The sequence below is a fragment of the Pseudoalteromonas phenolica genome (assembly GCF_001444405.1).
Taxonomy (GTDB): Bacteria; Pseudomonadota; Gammaproteobacteria; order Enterobacterales; family Alteromonadaceae; genus Pseudoalteromonas; species Pseudoalteromonas phenolica.
The window spans coordinates 779861-805826 of sequence record NZ_CP013188.1 but is presented as its reverse complement, the minus strand read 5'-3'; the positions used below and the strand labels follow the sequence as shown (position 1 = coordinate 805826).

General features: G+C 39.8%; 20 protein-coding genes. 5 read left to right on the top strand and 15 right to left on the bottom strand.

Annotation, left to right across the window (positions count from 1 at the left end; genetic code table 11):
• Window positions 1-11: 11 nt before the first annotated feature.
• The 4 genes from PP2015_RS20685 to PP2015_RS20670 form a co-directional block, all read right to left on the bottom strand.
• Complete coding sequence (locus tag PP2015_RS20685) at window positions 12-1769, bottom strand: efflux RND transporter periplasmic adaptor subunit (protein ID WP_058032378.1); 1758 nt, start codon at window positions 1767-1769, stop codon at window positions 12-14.
• Window positions 1769-2254, bottom strand: a complete 486-nt coding sequence (locus tag PP2015_RS20680; RefSeq protein ID WP_058032377.1) for a DUF411 domain-containing protein — start codon at window positions 2252-2254, stop codon at window positions 1769-1771. Before PP2015_RS20680 ends, PP2015_RS20685 begins: the two co-directional genes overlap by 1 nt.
• 91 nt (window positions 2255-2345) lie before the next feature.
• On the bottom strand, window positions 2346-2696 hold the full coding sequence (locus tag PP2015_RS20675) for a hypothetical protein (protein WP_058032376.1): 351 nt from the start codon (window positions 2694-2696) through the stop codon (window positions 2346-2348).
• 31 nt (window positions 2697-2727) lie between these two features.
• Window positions 2728-3120, bottom strand: a complete 393-nt coding sequence (locus PP2015_RS20670) for a hypothetical protein (RefSeq protein ID WP_058032375.1) — start codon at window positions 3118-3120, stop codon at window positions 2728-2730.
• Between the two features lie 156 nt (window positions 3121-3276).
• Here PP2015_RS20670 and PP2015_RS20665 point away from each other — a divergent pair, with 156 nt between their 5' ends.
• The 4 genes from PP2015_RS20665 to PP2015_RS20650 all read left to right on the top strand — a co-directional run bounded on the left by PP2015_RS20665 (window position 3277) and on the right by PP2015_RS20650 (window position 7496).
• Entirely contained in the window at window positions 3277-5418 is a 2142-nt protein-coding gene (locus PP2015_RS20665; protein ID WP_058032374.1) for a DUF6351 family protein, read from the top strand.
• Window positions 5419-5547: 129 nt separating this feature from the next.
• The gene (locus PP2015_RS20660; protein WP_058032373.1) at window positions 5548-5883 is read left to right on the top strand and encodes a gamma-glutamylcyclotransferase family protein; all 336 of its coding nucleotides are present in this window, start codon (window positions 5548-5550) and stop codon (window positions 5881-5883) included.
• Between the two features lie 158 nt (window positions 5884-6041).
• Window positions 6042-6797, top strand: a complete 756-nt coding sequence (locus PP2015_RS20655) for a hypothetical protein (protein WP_058032372.1) — start codon at window positions 6042-6044, stop codon at window positions 6795-6797.
• Between the two features lie 264 nt (window positions 6798-7061).
• On the top strand, window positions 7062-7496 hold the full coding sequence (locus PP2015_RS20650) for a hypothetical protein (RefSeq protein ID WP_058032371.1): 435 nt from the start codon (window positions 7062-7064) through the stop codon (window positions 7494-7496).
• Window positions 7497-7542: 46 nt separating this feature from the next.
• Here the strand turns inward: PP2015_RS20650 and PP2015_RS20645 are convergent, their stop codons facing one another.
• The 9 genes from PP2015_RS20645 to PP2015_RS20605 form a co-directional block, all read right to left on the bottom strand.
• Complete coding sequence (locus PP2015_RS20645; protein ID WP_227009264.1) at window positions 7543-8115, bottom strand: PepSY-associated TM helix domain-containing protein; 573 nt, start codon at window positions 8113-8115, stop codon at window positions 7543-7545.
• The gene (locus tag PP2015_RS20640) at window positions 8105-8578 is read right to left on the bottom strand and encodes a DUF4920 domain-containing protein (protein ID WP_058032370.1); all 474 of its coding nucleotides are present in this window, start codon (window positions 8576-8578) and stop codon (window positions 8105-8107) included. Before PP2015_RS20640 ends, PP2015_RS20645 begins: the two co-directional genes overlap by 11 nt.
• Before the next feature lie 11 nt (window positions 8579-8589).
• Window positions 8590-9735: a cytochrome-c peroxidase gene (locus tag PP2015_RS20635; protein ID WP_058032369.1), complete on the bottom strand. Its 1146-nt coding sequence runs from the start codon at window positions 9733-9735 to the stop codon at window positions 8590-8592.
• A gap of 1 nt (window position 9736) precedes the next feature.
• Window positions 9737-9961 (bottom strand): hypothetical protein, encoded by a 225-nt coding sequence (locus PP2015_RS20630; RefSeq protein ID WP_058032368.1) that lies wholly within the window; start codon window positions 9959-9961, stop codon window positions 9737-9739.
• A gap of 37 nt (window positions 9962-9998) precedes the next feature.
• Complete coding sequence (locus PP2015_RS20625) at window positions 9999-12665, bottom strand: TonB-dependent receptor plug domain-containing protein (protein ID WP_169792736.1); 2667 nt, start codon at window positions 12663-12665, stop codon at window positions 9999-10001.
• A gap of 38 nt (window positions 12666-12703) precedes the next feature.
• Window positions 12704-15517 (bottom strand): cadherin-like domain-containing protein, encoded by a 2814-nt coding sequence (locus tag PP2015_RS20620; RefSeq protein ID WP_058032366.1) that lies wholly within the window; start codon window positions 15515-15517, stop codon window positions 12704-12706.
• 275 nt (window positions 15518-15792) lie between these two features.
• Window positions 15793-16968: an anhydro-N-acetylmuramic acid kinase gene (locus PP2015_RS20615; protein WP_058032365.1), complete on the bottom strand. Its 1176-nt coding sequence runs from the start codon at window positions 16966-16968 to the stop codon at window positions 15793-15795.
• A gap of 2 nt (window positions 16969-16970) precedes the next feature.
• Window positions 16971-18914 (bottom strand): RecQ family ATP-dependent DNA helicase, encoded by a 1944-nt coding sequence (locus PP2015_RS20610; protein ID WP_058032585.1) that lies wholly within the window; start codon window positions 18912-18914, stop codon window positions 16971-16973.
• A gap of 113 nt (window positions 18915-19027) precedes the next feature.
• A complete protein-coding gene (locus PP2015_RS20605; RefSeq protein WP_058032364.1) occupies window positions 19028-20578 on the bottom strand; it encodes a methyl-accepting chemotaxis protein in 1551 nt (516 codons plus the stop codon).
• A gap of 260 nt (window positions 20579-20838) precedes the next feature.
• On the opposite strand from PP2015_RS20605, the gene hemH reads away from it, so the two are divergent.
• Complete coding sequence (hemH, locus tag PP2015_RS20600) at window positions 20839-21855, top strand: ferrochelatase (protein ID WP_058032363.1); 1017 nt, start codon at window positions 20839-20841, stop codon at window positions 21853-21855.
• Between the two features lie 48 nt (window positions 21856-21903).
• Here the strand turns inward: hemH and PP2015_RS20595 are convergent, their stop codons facing one another.
• Window positions 21904-24414, bottom strand: coding sequence for a bifunctional diguanylate cyclase/phosphodiesterase (locus PP2015_RS20595; protein ID WP_058032362.1), 2511 nt, complete (start codon window positions 24412-24414; stop codon window positions 21904-21906).
• A 144-nt stretch (window positions 24415-24558) separates the two neighbouring features.
• Window positions 24559-25962 (bottom strand): YfcC family protein, encoded by a 1404-nt coding sequence (locus PP2015_RS20590; protein ID WP_058032361.1) that lies wholly within the window; start codon window positions 25960-25962, stop codon window positions 24559-24561.
• Between the last annotated feature and the right edge of the window lie 4 nt (window positions 25963-25966).

Here is a 25966-nt window from a genome sequence, read left to right as displayed (position 1 = left end):
CCTCCTCGTGATTAGTGGTGGGCGTGTTCGTTCATCGGCATATCACCATCCTGCATAACCTTTTTATCGGCTATTTTGCTGATGGCGATGACTTTAAAATCTTGTGCCGTATCAAAAGTAAATTCGATATTATCACCCGCTTTGAACGTTGAAATATCCAGCTCATTGATGACCTCAAAGTCCATGGTAGCAGGCCCTCGGCCCCACTTTTCAATGGCTTCGCGACTGATATTGATAACACGAGCGTCAAAATCAATGGAATTAATGACACCATTTACTGTTGCTTGTGTATCAGGCGCTGCAACTTCAACTTTGCCCATAATATGAATGGCTGAAACTGGATAGCTGCCATCATCTTGTTTGGTGATCTCAAAATGTAAACTATGGCCTACTTCTAGCGCATCAAAGTCAGCTTGGTTAAGCACACCAAAATCCATCACCATTTGCGGCCATTGCCAAGCTTCAACTGGCGCATGATCGATTGTCACACTTTGCTCTGTGTCAGATTTTGCGGTGACAACCCCTTCAGCCCATACAGAAGTCGGTACTTCGGCATATTCCATACGTTTAAAATCTGATGATTTACTCGATTCAGAATCAATCAGGAATTGCGCAGATGTGACGACGGTATCGCCTTCATTGAGGCCTTCTAATACTTCAATTTGGCCTTGATATACTTGACCAATTTGCACGGCAATAGATTTAAATTGCCCATCACCCAAAGCTAAGACCACGCGGTTTTGTTTGCCCGTTCTTATAACTGACTCGATTGGTGTAAGAATACTATCTTGTTTTGCTTTACCGCTTATTTGCAATTGCGCATACATGTTTGGCTTGAGCGCGCCATCTTTGTTTTCGAAACGTAGACGTACACGTAGCGTGCGATTTTTTTCATCTAGCGTTGGATAAATGTAATCCACTTCTCCATGCCATGCACGCGCTGGCTGATAGTCTAGAGTCATGTGCACGGGCAAACCAACCGTTACCGACGCTGCATCCCGCTCAAATACTTCGGCTTCAACCCAGACATTGCTTAAATCGCCAATGCTCATCATGGTTGTGCCCGGTTGTACATAATAGCCTTCACGAATTTTTAAGTTGGCAACCACACCATTTTGCGGCGCATAAAAAGTCACATTTTGGCTAACATTTTTGTTTCGTTGTAACTGCTCGATAAAAATATCGTCAATATGAAGCGCTCTTAATCGAGCCTTGGCGGCTTCTATTAATCCAAACTCTTTGCCACGCAAAGCGATTAAAAACTCTTGTTGTGCGTTTACAAGCTCTGGAGAATACAAGGTATAGAGCGCTTGGCCTTTTTTAACTTTTTGCCCTGTTGTTTTAACGAATAGTTGCTCAACCCAACCCGATACCCGCGGGTGAATATGTACGAGGTTGTCTTCGTCATACTGAATATAACCCACGGTATTAATTGTTGGCGTCATGTCTCTCAATGTGACTTTCGCAGTTCGAACCCCTAAGTTGTTTATCACTTCAGGAGAGATTTGAATTGCACCCGGCCCGTGTTCATCTTCGCTGTTAGACTCTTCGTATACCGGAATTAGATCCATGCCCATCGGAGATTTACCGGGTTTATCTCGACGGTAGTTCGAGTCCATTGGCGCAACCCAATAGAGCGGTTTTTTTTCGTCACTTTGTTCAGCATGCGCACTGTGTTCTGCATTTGATTGCGAATAAAAGTACATACCCGCACTGCCCGCGGCAATGCCTAAACTGAGCAATACTGCATTGGTAATAAATTTCGACATCAGAATTGCTCCTTATAACTGTTTACTTCAGCGAATACTTCGTAGCTGCCATCTTTTTTTAGCAATAGCACTTTATAGGCTTGAAACCTTTCATCAATTTCCATCCCCGGTGAGCCAAGAGGCATTGCTGGCACGCTTAACCCAATCGCATTATTCGGTGGAGATTGTAAAAACTGCTTAATGAATTTCGCAGGTACATGACCTTCGAAGGCAAATCCGTCAGCATGCACTGCGGTATGGCATGAGCGGTATCTTGCTTCAATGCCGTACTGACTTTTTATCTCGCTCATTTGCGGGTGCGAAAAGTTTTTGCCTTCGACCTTAATATTTTGGGAGGTGAGATGATCTAACCATAAGGTACAACAACCACAAGTCGGGGTTTTAGCAACCAGTAGCTCTATGGCTTTGTCTTGTGAAAAACTGTTGTTTGAAAAAATACTTAAAAATAACGAAAGTGAATAAATTAACTTTGAGAAAACTCGCATCGCCTGCGCTCCTAATCACAATAAAAACAAAACAATAAAAGAGGTGATTAATCGGACACACACGCCAAATTTTAGGCGCACTGATCCTAGATTAGGCAAAAATCGGCGGGCGATAGAGATTAGAAATCGTTGCGGCTGGTGGTGTTAACTGCGCATTTTGAATTTTTTCAAAACTAGAGAAAAAGCCAAGCGTTTGAACTGACTGTGGGACATAAGTAAAAGCATGACAGGCATTAATCGGGCAAACACATTCAACCTCGCAGCAATCCATTGACGACATTTCGTCTTTTGACATTCCGTCTTGTGACATTACGTGATGCATCTTGCTGTCTTGAGTCATCATGGTCATATCGCACTCATGGGCAGCAAAAGCCGTCATTTGGCCAAATGGCGAAACGACTAAACTTAAAAACAGCATAATTGATACGATGAATTTAAACATAACAACTCAATATAATTAACTGCCGTTAATGCTAAACAATTTTTGTCAGGATGGCAAAGCCTGTGACTATACTTAGATAGCCTAGCAGTAAAGTATTTGCAGGCACAGCATGTATTAACATACTTGGCATTTGTTTATATTGTCTGTATTTCAAAACAAAGAAGCCGTCTCCTTCAAACTGAGAAAATCGTTCAAAGTAGGGTTTAAGTTTTTTGAGGTAAGGTTCAAAGTAGGCCTTAAATGCACTCACATAGAACATGCAGAACGTCGATGCGCCCATGACTTCAAGCATCAAAGTCAATTCCATAGCCACGAAAATTTCTGGCCCTGCAAACACAACAACAATTAACATTGCCAAGCTGTACCAAGAAAATTGTTTTATTTTTTCAATGAGTTTTTTGTAAGACTTAACTAATAGCTTCATGCTCTTACTTCCTTTTTCGTACCTGCAAAATGCTAAATCCAGATACTAGCAAAAAGCCATTAAATATAAAAACCGATTAATTAACAAACAAATAACAACGGAGTACTGAAGTTATTTCTAAACTTAAAGAGAACGCCATAATCCAAAGGTGATGTTATGAGTAAACTAACTTTGGGAATAATTGGTGGGCTCTTAAGCGCAATTATTGGCTTTATTGCATGGCAGCAACTCACCCCGCCAGATCCATTCCTTGCTAGACAGGTGAAATCAATTGCACCTGCAGAAGATAACTATTTAATCGATTTTTACCCCCATATTTCTGAACACCAACGTCCTGAAGAAACTTACCCATTCCCCATTCCACTTGGTGGAGTCGGACCATCAACAAACTTATATTCAGGGCCAAACCAATATCCCTTCTTTTGTATGTCGGTAGATTCAAAGGTTGGCCAACCTGAGGTAGATAATCAAGAGGGCCTTGGTGTGCCAGTGACAAGTGAGAGCGGTGAACTTTTAGGTTTCAGCAAAGATTGTGGTGTTAAATCACACTTACAATACTTTGCCATTAATGCTGACAAACAGCCTGAAAAACTCACATTGGAGCAGGCTAAAAACTACCAGGGGGCGCTATTTAGAGCTGAGCAAGGCACAATTAATCGCTTTATTTATACCATTGTGATGCCTATCAAGCCTGACGAAGTGGGTGATAGATTAGCAAAGTCGCAATGGAATAATCGATTGGTGTATCAATTTAATGGCGGTTCAGGCATTGGCTTTAGACAAGGCAGGCAAAAAACCCATAAAGTCATGCAGCGCCAAGTAGACCAACTACTCGATGGTTATGCCATTATCAGCTCTAGTGGCAATAAAACCAGCTATACCTATAACATGCTTCTAGCCGAAGACACTGCTCGCAGAGTTAAAAAGCAATTCACCAGTTTATATGGTGAGCCACTTTATACAGTGGGTGTAGGCGGCTCGGGTGGCGGCCTTGCGCAATATTTAATTGCTCAAAATAGCACTGGCATTTTAGACGGCTTGCTGCCTCTTTATAGTTATCCGGATATGATCAGCCAAACCACCTATGCGCTCGATTGTGATCTCCTAAACAACTATTTTACCTTTAGAGCCGATGACAGAAAGGCATGGCGAGATTGGGATAGACGACGCTTAATTGAAGGCATGAATGCCATTAATGACTTTCCGCAAAGAGCAGGTTTTTTGCAACCTCTAAATCAACTTATGGCCGGTTTTGTGCCTAGCTTCCCCGATGGTAACAGCGAATGTATAAACGGTTACTTTGGCCTATCTGCTTATATTAACAACCCTAAACAGGGCTTTTTAAGACCTTTATTTGCTGATTCTGTGGTAGAACAAAATAACTGGAGTTATTGGCAAGACATGAAGCATGTACTTGGCACGGATCAGCAAGGTTTTGGTCGTTCAACTTGGGACAACGTGGGGGTGCAATATGGGTTAAATGCACTACTTGATAATAAGATCAGTATCGAGGAGTTTTTCGATATTAACTACAACATTGGGGCTTGGAAGTCACAACCCACCATGCAAGTAGAGCATATCATTACCCCACTTGGTCCGCACAAACCGCTTTGGCTCTCTCTTTGGGGTAGTGAAAACATTTATGAAGCAAACCATGGCCCTGCTCAGCGTCATACTGCCAGCCTTGAAGCCATTGAGGCAGCTTATCGTTCAGGCCAAGTGTTTATTGGTAAAGTAGACTTGCCCATTATTGATGCCAGACATTATCTGGAAAATGAGTTAGACATGCATCATATGTCAGCCTCTTTTTATAGTCGTTTACGAATAGATAAAGCCAATGGCGATCACAAAAATCACATTATTTGGGTCGCTCATAAAGATCATGACCCAACACAAGCCGCGTTTGCCATGATAGATAAGTGGCTTTTAAACCTTAAACAAAACCCTAACCTGAGTGTTATCGAGGCAAAGCCGCAAGAGTTAGGCGATACCTGCTTCGAAGCCGATGGCAGTACCTATGCAAAAGGCGAGGATGTGTTTAATGGCAAATGGAATCAAAAGCCAGACGGCGCATGTCAGTCACGTTTTCCGATGTTCAGTACCAGCCGAATTGAATCGGGCGGCCCTTGGGCTGGCGACATCTTCAAATGCCATTTAATTGATGTCGAAACAGCAATAGAAAAAGGCATGTATGGCTCGCACCCTATTACTAAATTAGCCGAGCAATTAAAGACCGTTTTCCCCCATGGCGTCTGTGATTATGAGCTAGGGGATATGGGTCGACCGAGTAACATTTAGATGCGGATTTACCCTCTCACATTTGTGCGCGACATGAAGTCGCGCCTATAAGTTTAGATTATGAATAGCTGTTTTAATCGCCTTAAACTCTTGTACAATCTAAACTTGTTTTATGTATGGGAAACTTAAATGAACGCGCTTTTCTCTTATGGCACGCTACAGCAACCTCAAGTGCAACTTGATACATTTGGTCGTTTACTTGAAGGCCAAAAAGATACTCTGATTGGCTACAAACTGGGTGAAGTTAAAATCACTGACGAAGCAGTCATTAAAAGTAGTGGTAAAGAATACCACCCAATTCTAATTAAATCGGATCATGAGGAAGACACTGTAGATGGCACAGTATTCTTAATCACAGATGCTGAATTACAACAAGCTGATGACTATGAAGTTGATGACTACCAGAGAGTCGAAGCGCAATTAAAGTCAGGTAAAACATGCTGGATTTACGCTGCAGCAAATTGATTTAACTCTCTCAACTACAACTACTGACTTTTACTTACACTCTATTACAGTTTATTTGTATACATAAATAAAAGTCTGACACTAAAATTGAAACACTTGCTTAATAAGATTTTAAAAATTAAACCTCTACTCGTTCTAAACTATAAAAAGGAAAGATAATGCGCAAATTAACTTGTCTCGTTTTGCCATTCGCTTTAGCAACCATTAGTGGCTGCTCCACGGAAACAACTGAGTCTGATAATGTTAAAACCAGAGCAATATGGTCAAATATATATGTCACATCAGGGGGATATGATAGTCGAGTTATCGCTGAACTAAACTTAACCGATGAATTTGGCAATAACATAAGTTTATCAAGTTCTGATAAGTTAGAAGCAAGTGTAGGCAGCGACACTAAAACTCTAGAAAAACATACTGACGTATTTGATGTTGATTATCGTGCCATCTTTGACGAACACAGTGAAAACACCCAATATGTTGTCAATTTTGTACGTTCAGAAGATAACGTCACCCTCACAAATACACTTACTATGCCTGCACCATTTGAAATACTTGCCCCGCAGAAGAGCCAATCATTCTCTAATTCTGAACAGTTAGTGATCGAATGGTCTAATCATAGCACTGCTGACAAATTAGATGTAACACTCAGCTCAACTTGCAAACTCAAAGACGGTGGGACTCAAGGTAATGCTGAAAAATTTGAGAATGTGACAGACGACGGTAAGTTAACCATAGATCTAGATACTCTCGATATGTTTAAAGATGAAAACTTAAACACACGCCAAAACTGCTCAGTTAATCTTCTTGTTGAACGATTTAGATTAGGCAGTGTTGATAGCAATTATGCCAGTGGTAGTAAAAGCAGAGCGTCACAACAAAGACGTTTGGATGATATAACTATTACACTGCGATAATACAAATACCCTTCAACAAAGCGTTACAAAATCGTTAAATAAATTAACCTTTATTGTATACCTATTATGCAATAACAATTCAAAAAGGGTGCTCTAGAAATTTTAAGCACCCTTAAATCATAAGCTTAGAGTAAATACACTCAAATCGACCAGTTAGTAATATTGCTGTAATAAAACTCTTGGATAATACATACCATCTTATACAGCAACCAATTTAAAGTTATGAACCACTCACCGTTATTGCTCGGATTCACACCCCGTACAATGAACGACCTAGATAATTACAGTGTGCAACATACCTGTCAGTACGACACATTAAAGCTAGATTATGCAAAAGAAGGCATAACCTTTAATTGCGTCTTACCGTACGATGCACAGATTGGTGATGTGATTTCATTATCGGCAACAAAACTTGATGCAAGAGCTGAAAGTTTTAGTGCAGAGACTACTTTAACGAAAGCTGATTTAGAAAATAAGAATGCAATACTTAAGCTGATAGGTGAAGGTGAAACCGATGATTACCTCATGCAGCTAAACTTGCTTGGTCTACATGGCTCAATTAAAAATTCAGCTGAGTTTAATGCGCATATAAAAAGCCAAGCAATTAAAAACAAAAGAATGAACACAATTTCCCCTTGGCTCATAAGTGCTAAAAAACAGGGGGCAAAACTGATGTCAGTGATGCTCTCAGCTTTTTAGATTACTAGGCTGTTTTTCAGCCCCGCTAATTTAGCGGGGCTTTTTTTCACCAATAAATAAAACCCAAAGGAATAATAAAACCAAAAGCGACTAATATCGCTCTTCTCCCCCAAGGACTATATTTTCCTTTGACCATAAACAATGCGCTTATTGCTAGGAAAATAAGCAAGCCAGCAAATAAATCCGAAAAAACTATCCATGCTTGATGGGTTTCATTTAAATGCAGTCTATTTATAGCTTGAAAAACTGGGCGAGCTTCAATATGTTCAAAAATAAGTTGGTGATTATCAAGGTTCAGCGTGATGTTTCCATCATTTTTTAAAAACACTTTAAACTGGGTCGGTGAGGCCCAATACGTTGCTTTTACCTCTACCCCTTCATCGATATAGTTAAATATTTGCGAAAGTAAAATCTCATCACTCGTTTCATGCCACTTCGTAATAGGGGCTTGGATCCGTTTATGTGTAACTTGATAGTTTGGATTCCAGTCATCTTTATGATTCACCGCAATACCAGATACAGCAAAAACTAAAACCATACCGATACAAAAATAGCCTACATCTCGATGTAGGCTTCTATTGAAACGATACCAATTAATGTTTCTCAGTTTATTGATCAAGGATCGAAACCCCAGTAGGTACTAATTGATATATAACTAGCGGCTCAGTGACAGAGGCAGGGTCAAACACTTCATTCTTAGCAATGGCTTGCTGAGCTTTAATTTGCTTTGTGCGCTCAAGGTCAAACTCGATTTTATTCAGTTTTCCGGTTGCGATAGCTTGACTGCCTTTTGCACTCATTGGGAAAACCATGTCGCCATCTCTCACCTTTATTCTCAGATTTTCGAAACGTTTATCAGATGCAATCGTCATCCAACAGCCTCGCTTTTTACAAACCCCCACAACAGTGCCTTTTATTGTTACAGGCGAACTTAGGTATTTATCTGGCTGTTCCAAAATAGTCGAAATTTTTGTTACTTGCTTCACATCAACTTCTGTACCAAAGTTTAAATTCTTAGCGAATGCCAAATCTGGAAAGCTTAATAATAATAAAGCCGCAACTAACATAGATTTGTAATACATATTATTCCTTATTAATACTCATAAAAATTGTGGTGAGGGCCTCGAGCAGGCGATGCCGTGATTGAATGTAAGAAAGCTTCAAGGGCTTTCATTTCTTCGTAGTTCAAATTTAAAGGCTTTAAAAGCTTTGATGTCACAGGAGACATTTCATCATTAGGGTCTTTAGTAAATTTAAATCCGCCCGCATTATAGACGTTTAATATCCCTTCCATATTGGCGAAACTCCCATTATGCATCCAAGGTTTGGTATTCATAACACCACGTAAGCTTGGTGTTTTAAATTTACCAACATCATCAGGCTGTTTCGTCACTTTGAATCGCCCTAAATCTTCTAACTCACGTTTGTACCATGTAAGTCCTAGGTTATGAAATTTATTGTCACTAAACAATGGGCCCGAATGACAATTCATGCATCGTGCTTTTGTTCTGAATAAATGCAGACCCCAGAGAGCCTGATCTGATAATTTCTTAGAAAATGCCAACTTGGCTTTTTCATTTTTTTGCTTTGATGATTGTAAAAAATAGTCAAAGTCACTCGACCTAGACAAGATGGTTCGTTGATAAGTGGCAAGCGCTTTAGCAATGTCTGTTGCTTTTACCCTATCCGCATTGAATACTTTTTTAAATTCTGCTTTGTAAACTTCATTTTGATTAAGGCGTTGTTCCAACTCTTCAATTGAAAAGTTCATTTCCACAGGATCTAAAATTGGCATTAAGGCTTGCTCCTCTAACGAAGCTGCTCTGCCGTCCCAAAATAACGTTTGCCAAAACGCTGAGTTTTCAATGCTTGGCGCGTTTCTTCTGCCTTTTAATCGATCATGACCAAAAGACACAGCGCGACCATCGGCCCAACCTAAGTCTCTATCATGGCAGCTTGCACAGGCAATTTGACCTGAGCGAGACAGTCTAGGATCATGAAATAGCTTTTCTCCTAGAAGCACTTTTTCTTTACTAAAAGGATTAGCTTGCGGGAAAATTGGTATTGGTATAAAACCAATCTCAACATGCTCAACGCCCTCATCTAAAGTTGGCTTTGGCCACAAGTGCGCTGGTTGCGAGTATTGCTCTCTTAAATTGTCGATATTTATATCATTTGCCAATGATAGCATTGGCAAAAATATAAATATCAAAGTGATGACGGTAGTAAAACGGTGCATGTTATTTATGCTTTAACTCAAACATTTCTGGATCTTTAGCTGCCAATTTTTTTGCCGCATTTAACTGAGATGCTTTCACACTAATACAATGTTTTTTCTCATTTTCGCGAGCCGACACAAACTCAATGCCTAGTTCATGCTTTTCTAATTGAATTGCATGAACATCGTTTTCGGGTTCATAGCAAAGTGACGCAACAACGGCTGTGGTCAAAAGTAGTGATGTCATAATGATATTTCCTATTATTTATGTATTTGATATGTTTCTAATATGAGTAATTTAAGCCAAGCCAAAAACGACGCCCAAGCTCTAAACCCGTCGAAAATGGCGCCACTTGGTAGGTGCGTTTGTTCAGTAAATTTTCACCTTCGAAAGAAAAAGACAGAGTGTGCTTACCAACAAGTGGGACCGAATACTTGATACTGCCACTCAATAACCAGTAAGCAGGTCTTTCTTGAATACTATAAACCGGGTAGCGAGTTTCACTAGGTTGGCAACCATCACATAAAGATGAAGCACTCTTCACTGATTCAGTTGCGCCTGTGTTGTAAAGTGCATCTTGCTTAGAGTGATATCGAATAAATGAAGAGACAGACCAGTTTCCAAAGCGCCCACCCCAACTCAAGTTGGCAATAATAGGGCGATTAAAATCTTTTTTGACTAAATCAAGGTCATGTTTAGTCACCAACGCTAAATGCTCATAATTAACTGACGCATTCTTAATATTGCTGTTAGCAAGAAATACTAGCTCATCAGTGTTGTAGTCAAAGTTTAAAAAGCACTTTGGAAAATCCGGACAAGTGCGCGCTTCACCATCAAAGGTTTTTTCATCCGTGACATTCTTAACGTGTGATACGTTAAATTGCACATGCTGATTATCAAATGATGCCATCCAAGACAGTGAGTAACGATCATATTGACTGTAACCTGAGTTGGCGCCATACAAGATTGATTCTCCCGAATCATTAAACCCTTTTTCTCGATTAATTTGATCTTTATTGCGTCTGTTTATCCATTTCAACTCCACAGTGCCACCGAACAGTTGATGACGATAAGCCAGTGTAAATTCGTCACTATATGGGGTTTTCAAATCTTCGTAGACATGCCGATGCCCTCTGTTTTTCAAAGCGCTTTGCCAATTTAACACGCGATTATTAAATGCGGCTCTGTACTCGTTATAAGTAGGCAGTTTCGCTTCATTTAATTTGTAATTAAGGCCGTCATTAGAATAATAGCGACTCGCGCCAAAGACGAATTGAGCGTCATCATCAAAAAAGTTGTAAGACCCTCTAAACCTTGGAGAAACATTATGGTTTTTGAAAAAGTCATTGAAATCATAACGAAAACCCGTAGCAACAACTAAGTCTTGCCATTGTATTTCATGATCGACATAGGCCGAGAACTTGTTCATGTTTGCTTCAGACTCAGCGGCCGGTATGACGGTTCTGCCCTGAAAATACTGGCCAGAAGCAATAATATTCTCACTGTATAGCAGTAGATCACTTTCGTCTGTGAAATCGAGCGGCCTTCCTAACTCTTCTTCTAGCTGTGAAAGCGATTTTTTATATTCACTTTCAATACAATCTATGGTGTAACCTGCGCAGTTAATGTTTGCAGCAGAGACGGCATCATTGAAGGCAATAGAATCGTCTAATCGATTAAACTGTGAATATAAATACTCATATTCAAAACCAACATTGGTTTGATGAACTAAACTATTTGAGCTTATCTCTGAAAACTCAAAGTCATGTTTAAAAAGTACTGAGCGTTGATTTTTCTCAATATCGCCAAAGCCCCCTTCAAGGAAAGTTTTAGAGTAGTGAGACTCAGGAAGAGCTTTACCCGGTTGATTTAACCAAACAAACCAAGCTGGTGGCGCATCTTTTGAATTCTGACTTTGTTTGTACACAAACAGGTTTTCAAAAGCCCCCCATGATCGTTCTCCCTCCCACTTTAAAGAGGCTTTTTGTCCGCCTCCCTCTTCAGAATAAGGTGAATTTTTCGCAGTTTCAGCAAAGTACTCTCCACTATATGGTCCATGAAAAAGATTTAGGGTAAGTGAGTCATTTGCTGTTAACTCATATTCAAATTTAAGCAGTGCATTATAGTTTTCTTGTTGCTCAATCTTTAGATCACCAACGCGTTCAACACTTTCTTTAGAGCTTAAAAGCTGGATTTGAGCAAGAAAGCTTAAGTCAGCTGTGATCGGCGATGACACATAAGCACTGTAAGCACTTTTTTCGAACACAGCATCTTCGTCTTTAAATCGACCTTCATGTGTGGGTGAATAAAACCGATTGTACTTTACAAAGCTATCTGCGGTTTTTCTAAAACTAAAACCCGCTTTTAATTCATCAGCAATCTTTCTAGTGTCGGCAATCACAACGCCACCTGAAAACGCACCATATTTTGCTGGCACATTGCTGTCATATACCTCAATGCTTTCAACCAACTCAAGATTCAAAAAAATTTCCTGACTGTGGCCAACAACGTCATCCGCAAGATTTTTATCTGACGTTACGCTTGAATCATTCAATAAAGAGTTATTTGAAACACCATCGATTAAATAGGCTGTTTGTGCACCTGAGGCACCAGATATAGATACCTCTGATGGACGGATATTTGAAACCTGATCGGCCGATTGTGCTGATTCGGCATATTGCACACCGGGAAGTATTGCCAGTACCTCATTCAGATTGCCATTACCGAATCGATAGTCTTCGATCATTTTACGATTTAGGTTGTAGCGCCCCTTACTCGAGAAAGAGATGGGGTTAATTTTATCGCCACGTACTTCGATCACCTCAAGAATTGAACCACATTTGTCTGACTTTGATTGCGTGTCACATTGTACAAATTTAGACTGTTCAATTTGCTTATGTGTTGTTGGTGGCTTGCTTTCTTCATTTGAGAAAACAGGAGAAGTTAGCACAAGGCTAACCGCTCCTATATAAAATGTATGCTTCATGACTACTTTTTAGATGCATCTAGAGGATATGCGTCTTGGTCATCATTGACACCATCGTTATCACTATCAAGGTCTAACTCTATCCCAGAGTCAGTGATCATTTGCTCGGTTGCAAAAGGCGCAAAGAAGTTCGCTTTGCCATCACCATCTGTATCTACAGTCGCAATATTCGTTGTTACGAATTGATTCAAAACACTGAGTGCATTGGCAACTTGGTTGATGATTGAATCTATTTCAACCTCACCTAAACCTGATTTGTCTTTTAACGCGAGTGCTTGTTCAAATTGATCCAGTTTTATGAGTTGATCTGAAAACACTGTATAAAAAGTCGCTTTTTGCTGTACAGAGCCATTGACATCTAATCTGGCTATATTCCACGTAACTAGATCTGCCCACAGCGCATTGGCTTTGTTTAGCTCAACAGCAAAGTTATCATTTTGACCCGCTGATTGCTTAATCGCACTTTGAAGGGCAACAAAGTTTAAATCTCTATATCTAGAGTTATTAAAAAAATCTCTTGTCAAAATAAATTGATATTCAGCATCAATATTAGTTTCAAGCTGCTTTATAAGCACAATAGCCTCAGCCAAAGATTGATTAGCTTTAGTGTGCAACCCACCTCTTGCCAAACTCACAGCAAGTTGCATCATGTCTTCCACTTTTTCGCTTAGCTCTTTCTCATCATAGGCTTGAATAGACGCTTTTACTTTGGCGATCACTGGCTCTGCTTGGCTTTCTTGTCCAAGTAGCCCATGATGTTTAATTAAATCTAAATGTGCTTGCGCAACGTTTTCGATTAAAACATCTGTACCCTGAGGAGTAGAGTAATGTGTATTTGCAATGTCGCGGCATGTCGCAAGTGCATCAATCGCATAAGTGTTATACTTTTGTTCAGCGGTTAACCTATTAAGTTCTATAAAAGTATTGAGTACAAGGTTACAGCCCGTTGCTCCTGTTACAAATGTTGTTGTATCAAGATTTTGAGCTAGATATTTTTCGTCTTTCAGTACATTTAATGCTTCTATAACAAACTTGCCTGCGGCCTCATATTCACCTTGCTCAATTAAGATTGCAGCTGCGCCTGGATTTGAAGCATTAAAAGCAAGCAAATCAGTAAATAGTGGCCTAAGGTTCTCATCATCACGGGTGTTTAGCACTTTTTGTAACGCGTCATCTTTATTTGTTGCATTACGAACACTCGCCATTAAACGTGCTTCTTCAGCCTCTTCAATCAGCATACTTCTGTAGAAGCTAGTTTCGTCATATTTGACGGCTAGAGTATCTTCTACGCTAAGTTCTGGATATAACACCACAAAGCGCGTCGCCATATCAACTAATCCAAACGGATACTCTACATGTGTTACGTCAGCATGTTCATCGGCGAGGATTGGATAGTTTTCGTCAATACCAGCTACACCATGTAGCGCTAAACCATCCAGTAAAGCAGGTTTCGCAGCATCTAGCTCACCTAGCTTAATATAGTTATCAACTACATAACTCAGCGCTACTTGACGCACACTATGATAAAACTTACCCAAATTACCGTTTCTGTCGTTACGAACTTCCCTTGCTGCAATCAATTTAGAGTAACCGTATAAACGGTCATTCATTTCAACAGCTCTTAGCCTGTCAGCTTCGTTGCGGGATGATTGCCAGTATTCGATTTCTGCATCAACAGAGTCTTTAAAAGCAAAGACCAGTCGTAATGCTTGTGTTGTCGCATCGCTATCTAGAATCGTTTTGAATAAAATATCAAGAATATTGTAGCTCTGATTGGCAAGCTCAAACTCACCGGCCTGCCTGTAAGAAATTGCCAGTTCATCAAAAAACACCTGATCGTTTGAGCTGAAATTGGCCAACCCTTTATCGGCGATATGTTTCGTATAAAGGTTATTAGCTTTTAATCTGAGGGCATTTGCCTCTGTGTATAAGCCTTGATTGTTGTAATGATTTGAGACTGAAAGAAGTGCATCAGCAAGCTGCTCTTCTTTAACGATCGCACTTTCGGTTAAAAACCTTTCTACTTCTTTGGTTAGACCCGCAGCGGCATAACCTGAAGCTAAATTTGCATTAAGTAAACCTAAGTTCACATCGCTTTTAACTTCTGGCAGCATACTCTCTGCACGCTTTAGATGTGAATGGCCACTTGCGTAATAGTAATATGCACGATCAGCATTGGTAGTTAAGCCTGTGGCTATCGCGATTTCTTTGCTAACAGAAGCACCATTGCTATCTGTCACTGTTAACTCAAACTTATCTTCAGCAACGGTTAAAGACTGCGGCGTATAAGTAATTTCACCCGTTTGGCTATTTATTTCAAGTTCACCATTTTCAGGTGAATGAGTAATAGAATAGGTTAATAAATCTTGTTCAATATCAGTGGCAGACACTAAGCCTTTTTTGACTTCTGCACCACTGATCAAGACTTTATCAATTTCGATCACTGGCGCATCATTTACCGACTCAACATTGATTTTAAGTACTGTTTTAGCCGTTTCAGTTCCATCAGTTACTGCTACTTCAAGGCTATCTTCACCAAAAAAGTTGTCATTCGGTGTGTAGTCTATTTTACCGGTCGAAGAATCTAATTCAGCAAGACCGTTTGCTGGTGCATTCGCAATAGAATAAGTGAGTGTTTGTGCATCAGCATCTGACGCTGATACGGTTATAGAAGCTGAATTATCCTCTTGCAAAGATAAAGTGAATTCAGCCTGAGAAAATATTGGCGATGTGTTTTTGTCTGCTTCAGTTGAACTTGAGCCACAGGCGCTCAGCATGATTGCACTAACCGCAACAGAGAGTAATTTTAGTTTCATTAGATTATCCCATTTAAAATCGGAACGGATCCTAATGATAATTATTATTATTAGCAATAACTAAATTAAATTGTTACATATAATAATTAGGAATAAAAAATCCCAACCATTAAACATTGAAATATAAAGAGAATTTCATTTTTTCTTAATTGAGTAGTAAGGTTATTAAAAAATACAGACATTTTTGTAAGAGAGGAATGAGTCAAATTCATAAAAAAAGCCCTAAAATTAGAGCTTTAACACTATTTTATTTATTCGACCAAATTGATTTGAAATTATTCAGGAAACGATAATTTCCCCATGCTTACGCCAAATTCAGTCGAATTACCAACCAAACACTCGTTTGCCAACACAGCAAATAAAATCGCTTCTTTTGCATCTGGGTCTAAATCAATTTTATTACTGTTTTCAATTACTACATCAGTAGAGACTAATTCCTGAATTCTTTGCATCAATATTGGATTATGCACCCCACCACCACTGGCATACACGTTTAGTTTTTTACTTTCTGAAAGGTAATTTAGCTGCTCAGCTATTAGTAAAGCACTCAACTCGCACAAGGTTGCCATAACATCTTCATGTTTCAAGTGGGTTGTATTTGAGCATTCCTGTGCAGTTTGTAAGTAAGCTAAATTAAATACCTCTGGTCCTGTTGATTTAGGGAGATCTAACCCAACAAAATCGTTATCTAAAAGCTTAGATAATAAAGCTTGGTTAACGCAGCCTTTAGAAGAAATAGCGCCATCACTATCAAACGCTTGGCCGAAGTGCTTCTGCATATAGGCGTCCATGATGGTGTTACCTGGACCCAAATCACTACACAGCATGTCGTTGAAGCTGCCTGCCTTTGGTAAATAAGTGATATTGGCGATGCCGCCTAGATTCAATAAAACACGGTGTTCAGAGTTCGATGAAAAGCAAAAGTAATCGCCAAACTGTGCAAGTGGCGCACCTTCACCGCCCGCTGCAATATGCTTTTGTCTGAAGTCGCTCAAAGTGACTATACCCGTCTCGACAGCAAGGTGATCACCATCACCGATTTGTAAGGTGGCATTACCAAAATCATCATAATCATGCTGATGCTGAGGGCAGTGATAGATTGTTTGACCATGACTGGCTATGGCATCTATATCTTTGAGATTAACTTGCCACGCTTTTAAAGCTTGGTTGATCAGTTGACCGTGATACTTCCCTATCCAAGGGTTTAGAAGTGTGAGGTATTCTAGCGATACTTGTGGCTTGGCAAATACAGTTCTAATTTTACTTTTAACTTCATCAGGGTAATCAACTGTTTTGAAGTGTTTTAAAGTCACTTCTGTACCCGTGCCACAACCACTTATTTCACATATAGCGATGTCTAGCCCATCTAATGAGGTACCACTCATTAAACCAATAATCTGGCGTTTTGGTTTTTGTGAAACGTGGTATAACTGTTCAATGTTTTTGCGCACTTTTAAGCTCCAAACCCTAATTGTTTCACTTTACTCAGCACCGCTTGATAGCGAATATCTGTACAACACCCAAACCCAGCGCGTTGTCGAAATTTCGAAGATGTCGATAGAGGTGAAGTCATGCCTGTTAAGAAACGGGTGAGTATTGCTAAACTTGGCGCAACACCTATTTGCATTAAATGTTGCCTCAATGCATTCAAGTCATTTCTTAATGCTTCATCTGATGGGAACTCAGTTGATTTAGACTGCTCAAGTTTAGCAACTTGCCCTCGACACGCTGAGCAGTGACCGCACTGCTCTGGCGCATTTATGTCATCAAAATATCTTGCCAAGTTGTAACTCAAGCACGTATTTAACTCAAAGAATCGAAGCATAGCAGCAATACGCTTAACCTCAGCTTGCTCTTTTTCAATAAAGTAGTCAGCAAGCTCTTTCGCTAAATCTGGCTGGGCTAACTTACTTTCATCAACTTGATACACCTGCATCATACGCTTTGATTCAAGTTCGATAAGCCCTTGCTCATGTAGATAATCTAAGGCGGAAACAATACGATTTCTATCTTGCCCTTGTTGCTCAAAGGCTTGAATATCAACAGTGCCCCACACTTTTTTAAAGTGTGTGTTGGCAAATATTTGCTGGATAAATTGCTGACGATTTGGATCAAACAGGCTTAAAATTTTGTGCTCCGTGTGCAACCATTTAAATCTAAAGTCGGCATAAAAGGCGTATTTAGCTTCAATCACACCTTTTAATTCGAGTTGTACCAACAGAGTTTTCAGCGCAAGGAGCCTTATATTACTGACCTTAGACGCACTGAGCTCCTGCATTTCCCATAAACCATGCTGTTGCTGAGATTGAATTTCATCAATCAGTACTTGGATACTCGTTTGTTCAGGCGTATCGGCATATACAAAGTTCTCAAGCGTAGCAACACCATCTAAATTAGCTAACGTGATACATTCTGAAAATTGTCCATCACGGCCTGCTCTCCCAATCTCTTGGCTATAATTCTCTATCGATTTTGGCAAGTCATAATGCACAACAAAACGGATATCTGATTTATCAATGCCCATACCGAATGCAATGGTGGCAACTATCACTTGCTTTTGGTTACTCATGAAGTCATTTTGAATACTTTGACGAAGACCATCGTCTAAACCTGCATGATATGCAGCAGCATTAATACCTGCAGCTTGTAATTGCTTTGCAACTTGCTCGGCTTGTTGTTGCAGCGTAACATAAACAATCCCTGCACCAGTTTGTTGTTTTAAGTAACCTATAAGTGCAGGAACTTTCTCTTCTTCCGGATAAGCATAAACGCTTAAATCTAGATTAGCGCGATAAAAACCAGTTTGAACAATATGCTCAGGTTTTATATCAAAACGTCTTGCCATGTCGTGCTTAACTTTTTTTGTGGCTGTTGCAGTTAATAACAACACCAGTGGAATATCTAATTCGTTACGATAGTCAGGTAATTTGAGATAATCAGGTCTAAAGTTATGACCCCATTCAGAGATACAGTGCGCTTCATCAACAACCAGCATAGAAATTGGTACTTGCTTAATGAATTCTCTAAAACGCTCATTTTTAAAACGCTCAACCGAGATCATCAATACCTTTGTGCTGCCATTTCTGACATTTTGCATTACTGACTGACTTTCTTCACGACTTAACGTGGAATCTAAACTGGCTGCATTAATGCCTTTGCTTTTTAAAAACTCAAGCTGATCTTTCATTAACGCCAGTAAAGGCGAAATCACTAAAGTTAAATTAGGGAGCTGTAAGGCTGTCAACTGATAGCATAGGGATTTGCCTGACCCCGTTGGAAAGATAGCAAGACTAGAATGGCCGTTTACTAGCTGGGTGATTGTTTGCTCTTGGCCTGGCCTAAATTCTGAAAAGCCAAAATATTGCGCTAAGGTTTGATGAAGCACCGACTCGGTCATGATGCGAAATTCCATGTTAACAACTGCTTAGCTAAGATAGCATAATATCAACCCCAAATAATACCGACGAGCTTATTATCAGGGTTGATATAGCAGTTGTTTCATGCACCGTTTTAACGTTTAAATCGCACTACCAATTCAACCATATCTTGAGATACTTGAGTGAGTGTTTGACTAGCTTGTTCAACACTTGTAGCGCTATGTAAACTGTCTCCTGCTAATGAAGCAATATTAACGACTTGTTGATTAATATCTTCAGAAACATTCGCTTGCTCTTCGATGGCCGCAGCAATTTGCAGAGACATATCATTAATCTTATCAATTGATTCATTGATTTGAACTAACATATCACTGCTCTGTAACAAATGAGCCATACCTTGCTGAGATTCCTGCTCGCCTTGCTCGGCAACAATAACCGCGTGTTCTGTGCTTTGCGATAATTCGTTAATAATACCTTGGATTTCTTGAGTAGATTGCTGCGTTCTCTTAGCAAGGCTTCGTACTTCGTCAGCAACCACAGCAAAGCCTCGGCCTTGGTCTCCTGCTCGAGCTGCCTCAATCGCAGCATTTAAAGCTAACAAATTAGTCTGCTCTGCTATTTGTTCAATAAATAGTGCTGCGTCTGCGATGCGTGAAGTTTGCTTTGAAACCCCTTCTACAGATTGCTTTATGTTTAAAACTGTATTGGTCAATGACTCTATGGCACGCTTTGTTTGCTCACTATAATTGGCACTTTGTGTGGCAAGATCGTGTGATTGCCCAGCTTGCTCAGCAGTTGCCTGAACATGACTCGACACATCATTGATTGTCATACTCATTTCATTCATTGCTGTTGCGACTTGTTCTGTTTGTAGTTGTTGTTGCTCTAATTGAGCACTTGCACTTTGAGACATGACTAAAGAGGAACTCGCACCGTTAGACACCTGTTTTGCCGCATCAGCGATACGCGTAACAACTGTGTCTAAGTGTGCTCGCTCACTCAGGATTCGTACATGTAAATCAGCAATATCACTTGGGTAAGTCGAATAAACAGACTTAGAAATGTCATCACTAAAGCTACTTGATAACTCATTACTCAACGCTTTGAAGTAATAATTCTTCTGTTTACTTTTTAGGACGATGGTTAAAATAGTCGCAAAAATAGAAGAGGTGAAAGCCGCTGTTTGATAGCCTGAGATAAATGCAGCCACACAAAGCAATAAAATGACGGCCAGTGCTGCATAATAAGTATCGATGCGGAAATTAAGCCCGCTTTTATTTTGTTTCTCTTGTCCATAAATAAGCTCAGCACGTTTTATTGCTGATTCACTCGGGACACTCCTTACTGATTCATATCCTACAACTTTGCCATGCTCGGTAACAGGGGTAACATAAGCGTCAACCCAATAAAAATCACCATTTTTACAGCGGTTTTTAACCAACCCCATCCAAGGCTTCCCTTGTTTTAGTTGAGCCCACATTGTCTTAAATGCGACTTCAGGCATATCAGGATGGCGAACAATATTATGAGGTTGACCAATCAATTCTTCCCGACTAAAACCACTAATTTCAATAAACTCATTGTTACACTCGGAAATATTACCTTGTAGATCAGTAACAGAAATTAATTTCACATCAGAAGAAAATGTTTTGCGGTTTGCAGTAATCGGCTGGTTGTTTCTCATTATGCCCCTCTAATGTAAAACAGCAGGTTATAGATTGATTTCGGGGCACGAAATCTACTAATAAATTATTTAATACGCAATCGATTTTTATTATTACAGGACCAAGTTAATACTAAAGGATTAAAAATTATTATCTTGTTTGCTCTCGCACAAGAATGATCGTCTTTTTGGTGTCGAACGTACTGAAAATCTTGTAAAATCTCATACTCTTAACACCGTTTCACTTTTTAAAAGAATGGTAACTTATAAAGGAGCATTTTGTGTCTCGTTTTTCTGCGATCACTGACAACCCACATGAGGGTCGTTTTAATAAAAAGACTGGCATTTTGGTTACAAACTTAGGCAGCCCTGACGCCCCAACACCTAAAGCTTTGCGTGTTTATTTAGCCGAATTCTTATCTGATCCAAGAATTGTCGAGATCCCTCGCCTCATCTGGCTAATGATTCTCCATGGTATTATTTTACGAGTTCGTCCGAAGAAATCTGCCAAAGCGTACAAAAGTATATGGACTGAAAACGGCTCTCCACTTATTTATATTTCCAAGCAGCAAGCCGATAAAATCGCTGAGAGATTGAAAGCAAGTAATCACAATGTAGAAGTTGAACTCGCGATGCGTTATGGTAACCCTTCAATTGAAGCTGGTTTAGAAAAATTACGCGATAAAGGTATCACACGAATTGTTGTGTTCCCTTTGTACCCTCAGTATTCTAGCCCTACAACGGGTTCGACATTTGATGCAATCGCGCGTGTTCTGAAGAAGTGGCGCTGGGTTCCAGAGCTTCATTTCATAAATGGATACCACACAAATCCACTTTATATAGAGTCACTTGCAAACAGTATCAAAGAAGACTTAGAAGAAAATGGCACACCACAAAAAATCGTTTTCTCTTACCATGGCATGCCAAAACAATTCTTAGATCATGGCGACCCATATCACTGCCTTTGTCATCAAACCACGCGCTTAGTCGTTGAGAAATTAGGCTTAGATAAAGAGCTAGTTATGACAACTTTCCAAAGTCGGTTTGGTAAAGCTGAATGGTTAAAGCCATACACAGATGCAACCCTTGAGTCTTTTCCTAAAGAAGGGATCAAAGATATTGCCATTATCAGTCCAGCATTCAGCGCTGACTGCTTAGAAACATTAGAAGAATTAGAAGAAGAAAATCGCGAGATTTTTGAAGAGGCTGGTGGAGAAAAATACCGCTATATTGCTGCTTTAAACGACAGAGACGACCACATTGACGCACTCTGTGACGTGTTAAAACCAAATTTATAATTGCATAATATTAGGCACTCAAACGATATGAGTGCCTAACCCGTTGGATTAACTTTTAAGCATATTCAAGCAAACTGAGATAGGTTGAGCAGGGCTGTAAAAAAAGCCTTGTACGTTATGGCATCCAAACTGCTTTAACATACTTACTTGCTCTTCTTGTTCTACTCCCTCTGCAATTAACCGTGTGCCGATGTCATCGCCTAGCTCCACTAGATATTTCACCATTGCTTGCTTCTTTTTATCGTCTATCAAAGTATCAATGAAGGATCTATCGATCTTCACAAAATCTACTTGGCTCTTTAATAAGTGGCTTAAAGAAGAATAACCAGTACAGAAATCATCCAGTGCAATTTGCACGCCTTTCTTCTGAAGTTCTCCCAAAACTTGCCAAGTATATTGATTCGCAGCAACCGACTCTGTCACTTCTATTGTCAACGCATCGTAAGGTAAATTATTTTCTTCAATTGCATGAATGATCTGCTTGTACTGGTCATTACTCGCTTTAAATTCGTTCACAGAACGATTTATTGAAATAGAGATATGTGTATGTCCTTGACTGTGTATTTTAGCTAAGTCTTTACAACTCTTTTCTAGTACAAACTGACCTATCTGATGGATAAGACCAAATTCTTCAGCTATTGGAATAAACTGTGCGGGAGAAATCGCGCCTAGCTCACTATCTGACCAACGAACCAGTGCTTCAAACTTACAAATCTTACTTGTCGTTGAATCAATAATTGGCTGATAGTGCACTGAAAGCAGTTGGAATTTTATTGCCTCTTTGAGTTTGTCTCTGAGATGTATTTTCTGCAGATAAGCATTTTGAATCGCTTCGTTATACAGAGCAATTTGACCTGGTGACGTTTTCTTTGCAGAGCCCAAAGCATGTGTTGCATGACTGATTAAAGTTGATGCAGTCAAAGGTTGGTTTGATGTTAATTCTGCTACGCCAATACAAGCAGTGATCTCTACTGACAATTCATTAAACACATACGGAAGAGATATTTTGGACTGAATTTTTTCAGCGACAAGCATCGCATTATCTATGCCGCTGTTCTGGAGTAAAATAGCAAATTCATCACCGCCATAACGACAAACAATATCCTGCCTGCGCACACCATTTTTTATTCGCTTAGCCACAGATAATAAAACATTATCGCCAATCTCAGAGCCATAAACGTCGTTAACTTCTTTAAATCTGTCTAAGCCAATAAATAAAACAACAGACTCTTTTTTCTTCGCGCGGTTTTCCGAAATAACTTGCTCTAAATTCTCTAAAAATGAGCGACGATTGGTCAGGCCTGTGAGCGGCTCATGGTTTGCGTAAAACGTTAATTGGGCTTCATTACGCTTCCATTCAGTGATGTCTCTGAATATCGCCACATAATTGGTAGGTTGATTTAACTCATCTTTAACGACACTTAAAGTCAATTCTTCTGGGAAAATCTGACCATTTTTACGTCGGTTATAAATTTCACCTTTCCAGGTTCCTGAAGTTTCTAGCGCATGCCACATCTTTTTGTAAAACTGTTTGCTTTGCTGACCTGACGAAAGAACCCCGGGGTCTTGGCCCATTAGTTCATAACCTTTATAACCAGTTAAATCTTCAAACGCCTTATTAACCATAATTATTTTATTTTCGTGATCGGTGATCATGATGGCATCGGTGGCATGCTCAAAAACTACATTGGTTAATTCCAACTGCTTGGTTAATGCATTAATTTGAGAAATATCTTGAACAGTTGCCGTAAATACACGCTCTGAAATTGGCCCTGTCTCGTTCTCAACATGGCCAATAATCCGCATTAAACCTTTGCGTTTTGAAAATAGTTTGTGCCTTACAGTCGTATCAATATGTTCAATCGCACCATGCTTTAATTGAGACAATAAATCTTCTAGCCGCTCTTTGTCTCTAAGCTCTAAACACTCTAAAAAACAGTCAAGACTCAATTCAATATCATGATGTTTTCCTATTAGATTGCGCATTTCTTTACTGAACCAGTGTCTTTCTTGCCCTATATGCCAATTCCATGAGCTTAATTTTGCAATGCGCTCACCTTTTGCAAGCTGCTTTAAAATCAAATCTTGCGACGCCATTTCCAGGTTATGGTTTAATTCTGCACCAACGATGTAACTTAACTCTTTTAAAAATGATTGCTGACTGTCGGTTAATAGCCTTTCATCTTCGTACATACATACCATTATGCCAATAGGAGTATGATCTAATGCACGTAATGTGACACCTGCATAACTATTGATGTTTAAAACTCTTAATAATTCATCATCAACATAAGTCTCTTGCAGACATTGATTGAGCATGCATACCCCAGAGCTCTCTTGCGCGTCATTACAAGGAGTTCCTGCTAGGTCATATGTGGTGTTTGGTTGTAAAACGCCGTCCTTTGCATAACAAACTGTTTGTACTTGAGTTCTTCCATTTATAAATTGACCAATCAGACAATGGTTTGGTGCAAGCTCATCAAAAATCATTTGAATTGCTTGTTCATATCTAGCTTGGCTATTCTCAAGACTGTAAAAATGGCTAAAAGAAAGTGTCATATGGCCCACTAATAAAACGACGTATATACAAAATGCACGAATCGTAATAATAATGGAAGGGGTATGATGGGTTTTGTAGTCAGATCAAAAAAATGCAGATAAATTGCTGCAACAATATATTATTGCAGCAATTTTAAACGGTGTTTATTGAATTACAGGTTGAACGTCCAAGCCGTAGCCAAATATAACCGCTAAAACAAGTACTGCTGATGCTGCTGCCATAAGTTTAAGCATAAGTGGCAAACAGAATCTGAACCAGTGTGTGTATGGCACACCCGCCATGCCTAAAATACCCATTAGTACGGCATTTGTTGGAATGATCATATTTGAGAAGCCATCACCAAATTGGTACGCAAGCACGGCAACCTGACGAGGAACCCCCACTAAATCACCTAAAGGTGCCATCAGAGGCATAGTCACATAGGCTTGACCTGAACCTGATGGTATGAAGGTATTTAATAAAGTTTGGATGATTAACATACCTACCGCTGATACTTCAGCGCCCACGTAAGAAAGTGGTAATGACATTCCGTGAACTAATGTATGTAGTATTTGGCCATCTTCTAATACCAATGCGATACCACGAGCAACACCAATTAAGATTGCTGTGGTAACTAAGTCTGACACACCTTCGATAAAACGATTTGCAGTTTCATCAGCTGATAATTTACCTAGTACTGCAACCACAGCACCCCAAGCGATAAATACACCACCTAATTGCGTTAGGTACCAGCCTTTTGTAGAAATACCCCAGATTGCAATAACAAGCGTAATGATGAAGCTACCTAGGATCATTTGGTGACGCTTGTTTAACTGAGGATAAGACGGTTTTTCCTGCCCTTCCAAAGGACAAGGCACGCCTATCATCATTGACTTGCTTGGATCTTCATATACTTTTTTAGAGTAGCTCCAAACATGGTGGAAACCGATTAGAACGAATGGGATGAATATTGCGAATCGTAACCAAACACCTGAGTATTGAGGCACTTCAGCGATTTGTTGTGCAATCAGTACTGTGAATGGGTTAAATGCTGATACACCGTAACCGATACCATAACCCGCGACAATCATACCTACCGCTGTCATTGCATCAAGACGCATTGCCTTACAAAGGCCAACTAGAATTAATACAAAAGGAATGTACTCACCCGCTGTACCGATCGCACTCGAAGCAAGCGCAAAACAAAATACAACCATGAAGATAAGGCGTTGTGGTTTAGTGCCGTGCTTTTCTAAAAGACGACCGATTAGCGCATCTACCGTACCTGTTGCACGTGCTATTGCCAATACACCACCAACTATTAACACGAAGAAAATAACATCTTGCGCTGCAGCAAAAGCGCGAGGAATAGAAGTCAGTAAATCCCATGGGGTAAGGTAAGTTTTGTCTGCAACTTGCGCGTAAGTGCCAGCCACAACCATTTGACGACCAGATTCAGTCGTGCTTGTTTCAAAAAAGCCCTGTGGCACAATCCAAGTAGCAACTAAAGCCACAACCATCATGCCCAATAGTAAAATTAAGGTATGGGGTACTTTAAAATTACCCATTTAC

Bases quoted from the DNA above. Each gene is read 5' to 3' on its own strand.
- PP2015_RS20685 (WP_058032378.1), bottom strand. From the start codon at position 1,769: ATGTCGAAATTTATTACCAATGCAGTATTGCTCAGTTTAGGCATTGCC.
- PP2015_RS20680 (WP_058032377.1), bottom strand. From the start codon at position 2,254: ATGCGAGTTTTCTCAAAGTTAATTTATTCACTTTCGTTATTTTTAAGT.
- PP2015_RS20675 (WP_058032376.1), bottom strand. From the start codon at position 2,696: ATGTTTAAATTCATCGTATCAATTATGCTGTTTTTAAGTTTAGTCGTT.
- PP2015_RS20670 (WP_058032375.1), bottom strand. From the start codon at position 3,120: ATGAAGCTATTAGTTAAGTCTTACAAAAAACTCATTGAAAAAATAAAA.
- PP2015_RS20665 (WP_058032374.1), top strand. From the start codon at position 3,277: ATGAGTAAACTAACTTTGGGAATAATTGGTGGGCTCTTAAGCGCAATT.
- PP2015_RS20660 (WP_058032373.1), top strand. From the start codon at position 5,548: ATGAACGCGCTTTTCTCTTATGGCACGCTACAGCAACCTCAAGTGCAA.
- PP2015_RS20655 (WP_058032372.1), top strand. From the start codon at position 6,042: ATGCGCAAATTAACTTGTCTCGTTTTGCCATTCGCTTTAGCAACCATT.
- PP2015_RS20650 (WP_058032371.1), top strand. From the start codon at position 7,062: ATGAACGACCTAGATAATTACAGTGTGCAACATACCTGTCAGTACGAC.
- PP2015_RS20640 (WP_058032370.1), bottom strand. From the start codon at position 8,578: ATGTATTACAAATCTATGTTAGTTGCGGCTTTATTATTATTAAGCTTT.
- PP2015_RS20635 (WP_058032369.1), bottom strand. From the start codon at position 9,735: ATGCACCGTTTTACTACCGTCATCACTTTGATATTTATATTTTTGCCA.
- PP2015_RS20630 (WP_058032368.1), bottom strand. From the start codon at position 9,961: ATGACATCACTACTTTTGACCACAGCCGTTGTTGCGTCACTTTGCTAT.
- PP2015_RS20620 (WP_058032366.1), bottom strand. From the start codon at position 15,517: ATGAAACTAAAATTACTCTCTGTTGCGGTTAGTGCAATCATGCTGAGC.
- PP2015_RS20610 (WP_058032585.1), bottom strand. From the start codon at position 18,914: ATGACCGAGTCGGTGCTTCATCAAACCTTAGCGCAATATTTTGGCTTT.
- PP2015_RS20605 (WP_058032364.1), bottom strand. From the start codon at position 20,578: ATGAGAAACAACCAGCCGATTACTGCAAACCGCAAAACATTTTCTTCT.
- PP2015_RS20595 (WP_058032362.1), bottom strand. From the start codon at position 24,414: ATGACACTTTCTTTTAGCCATTTTTACAGTCTTGAGAATAGCCAAGCT.
- PP2015_RS20590 (WP_058032361.1), bottom strand. From the start codon at position 25,962: ATGGGTAATTTTAAAGTACCCCATACCTTAATTTTACTATTGGGCATG.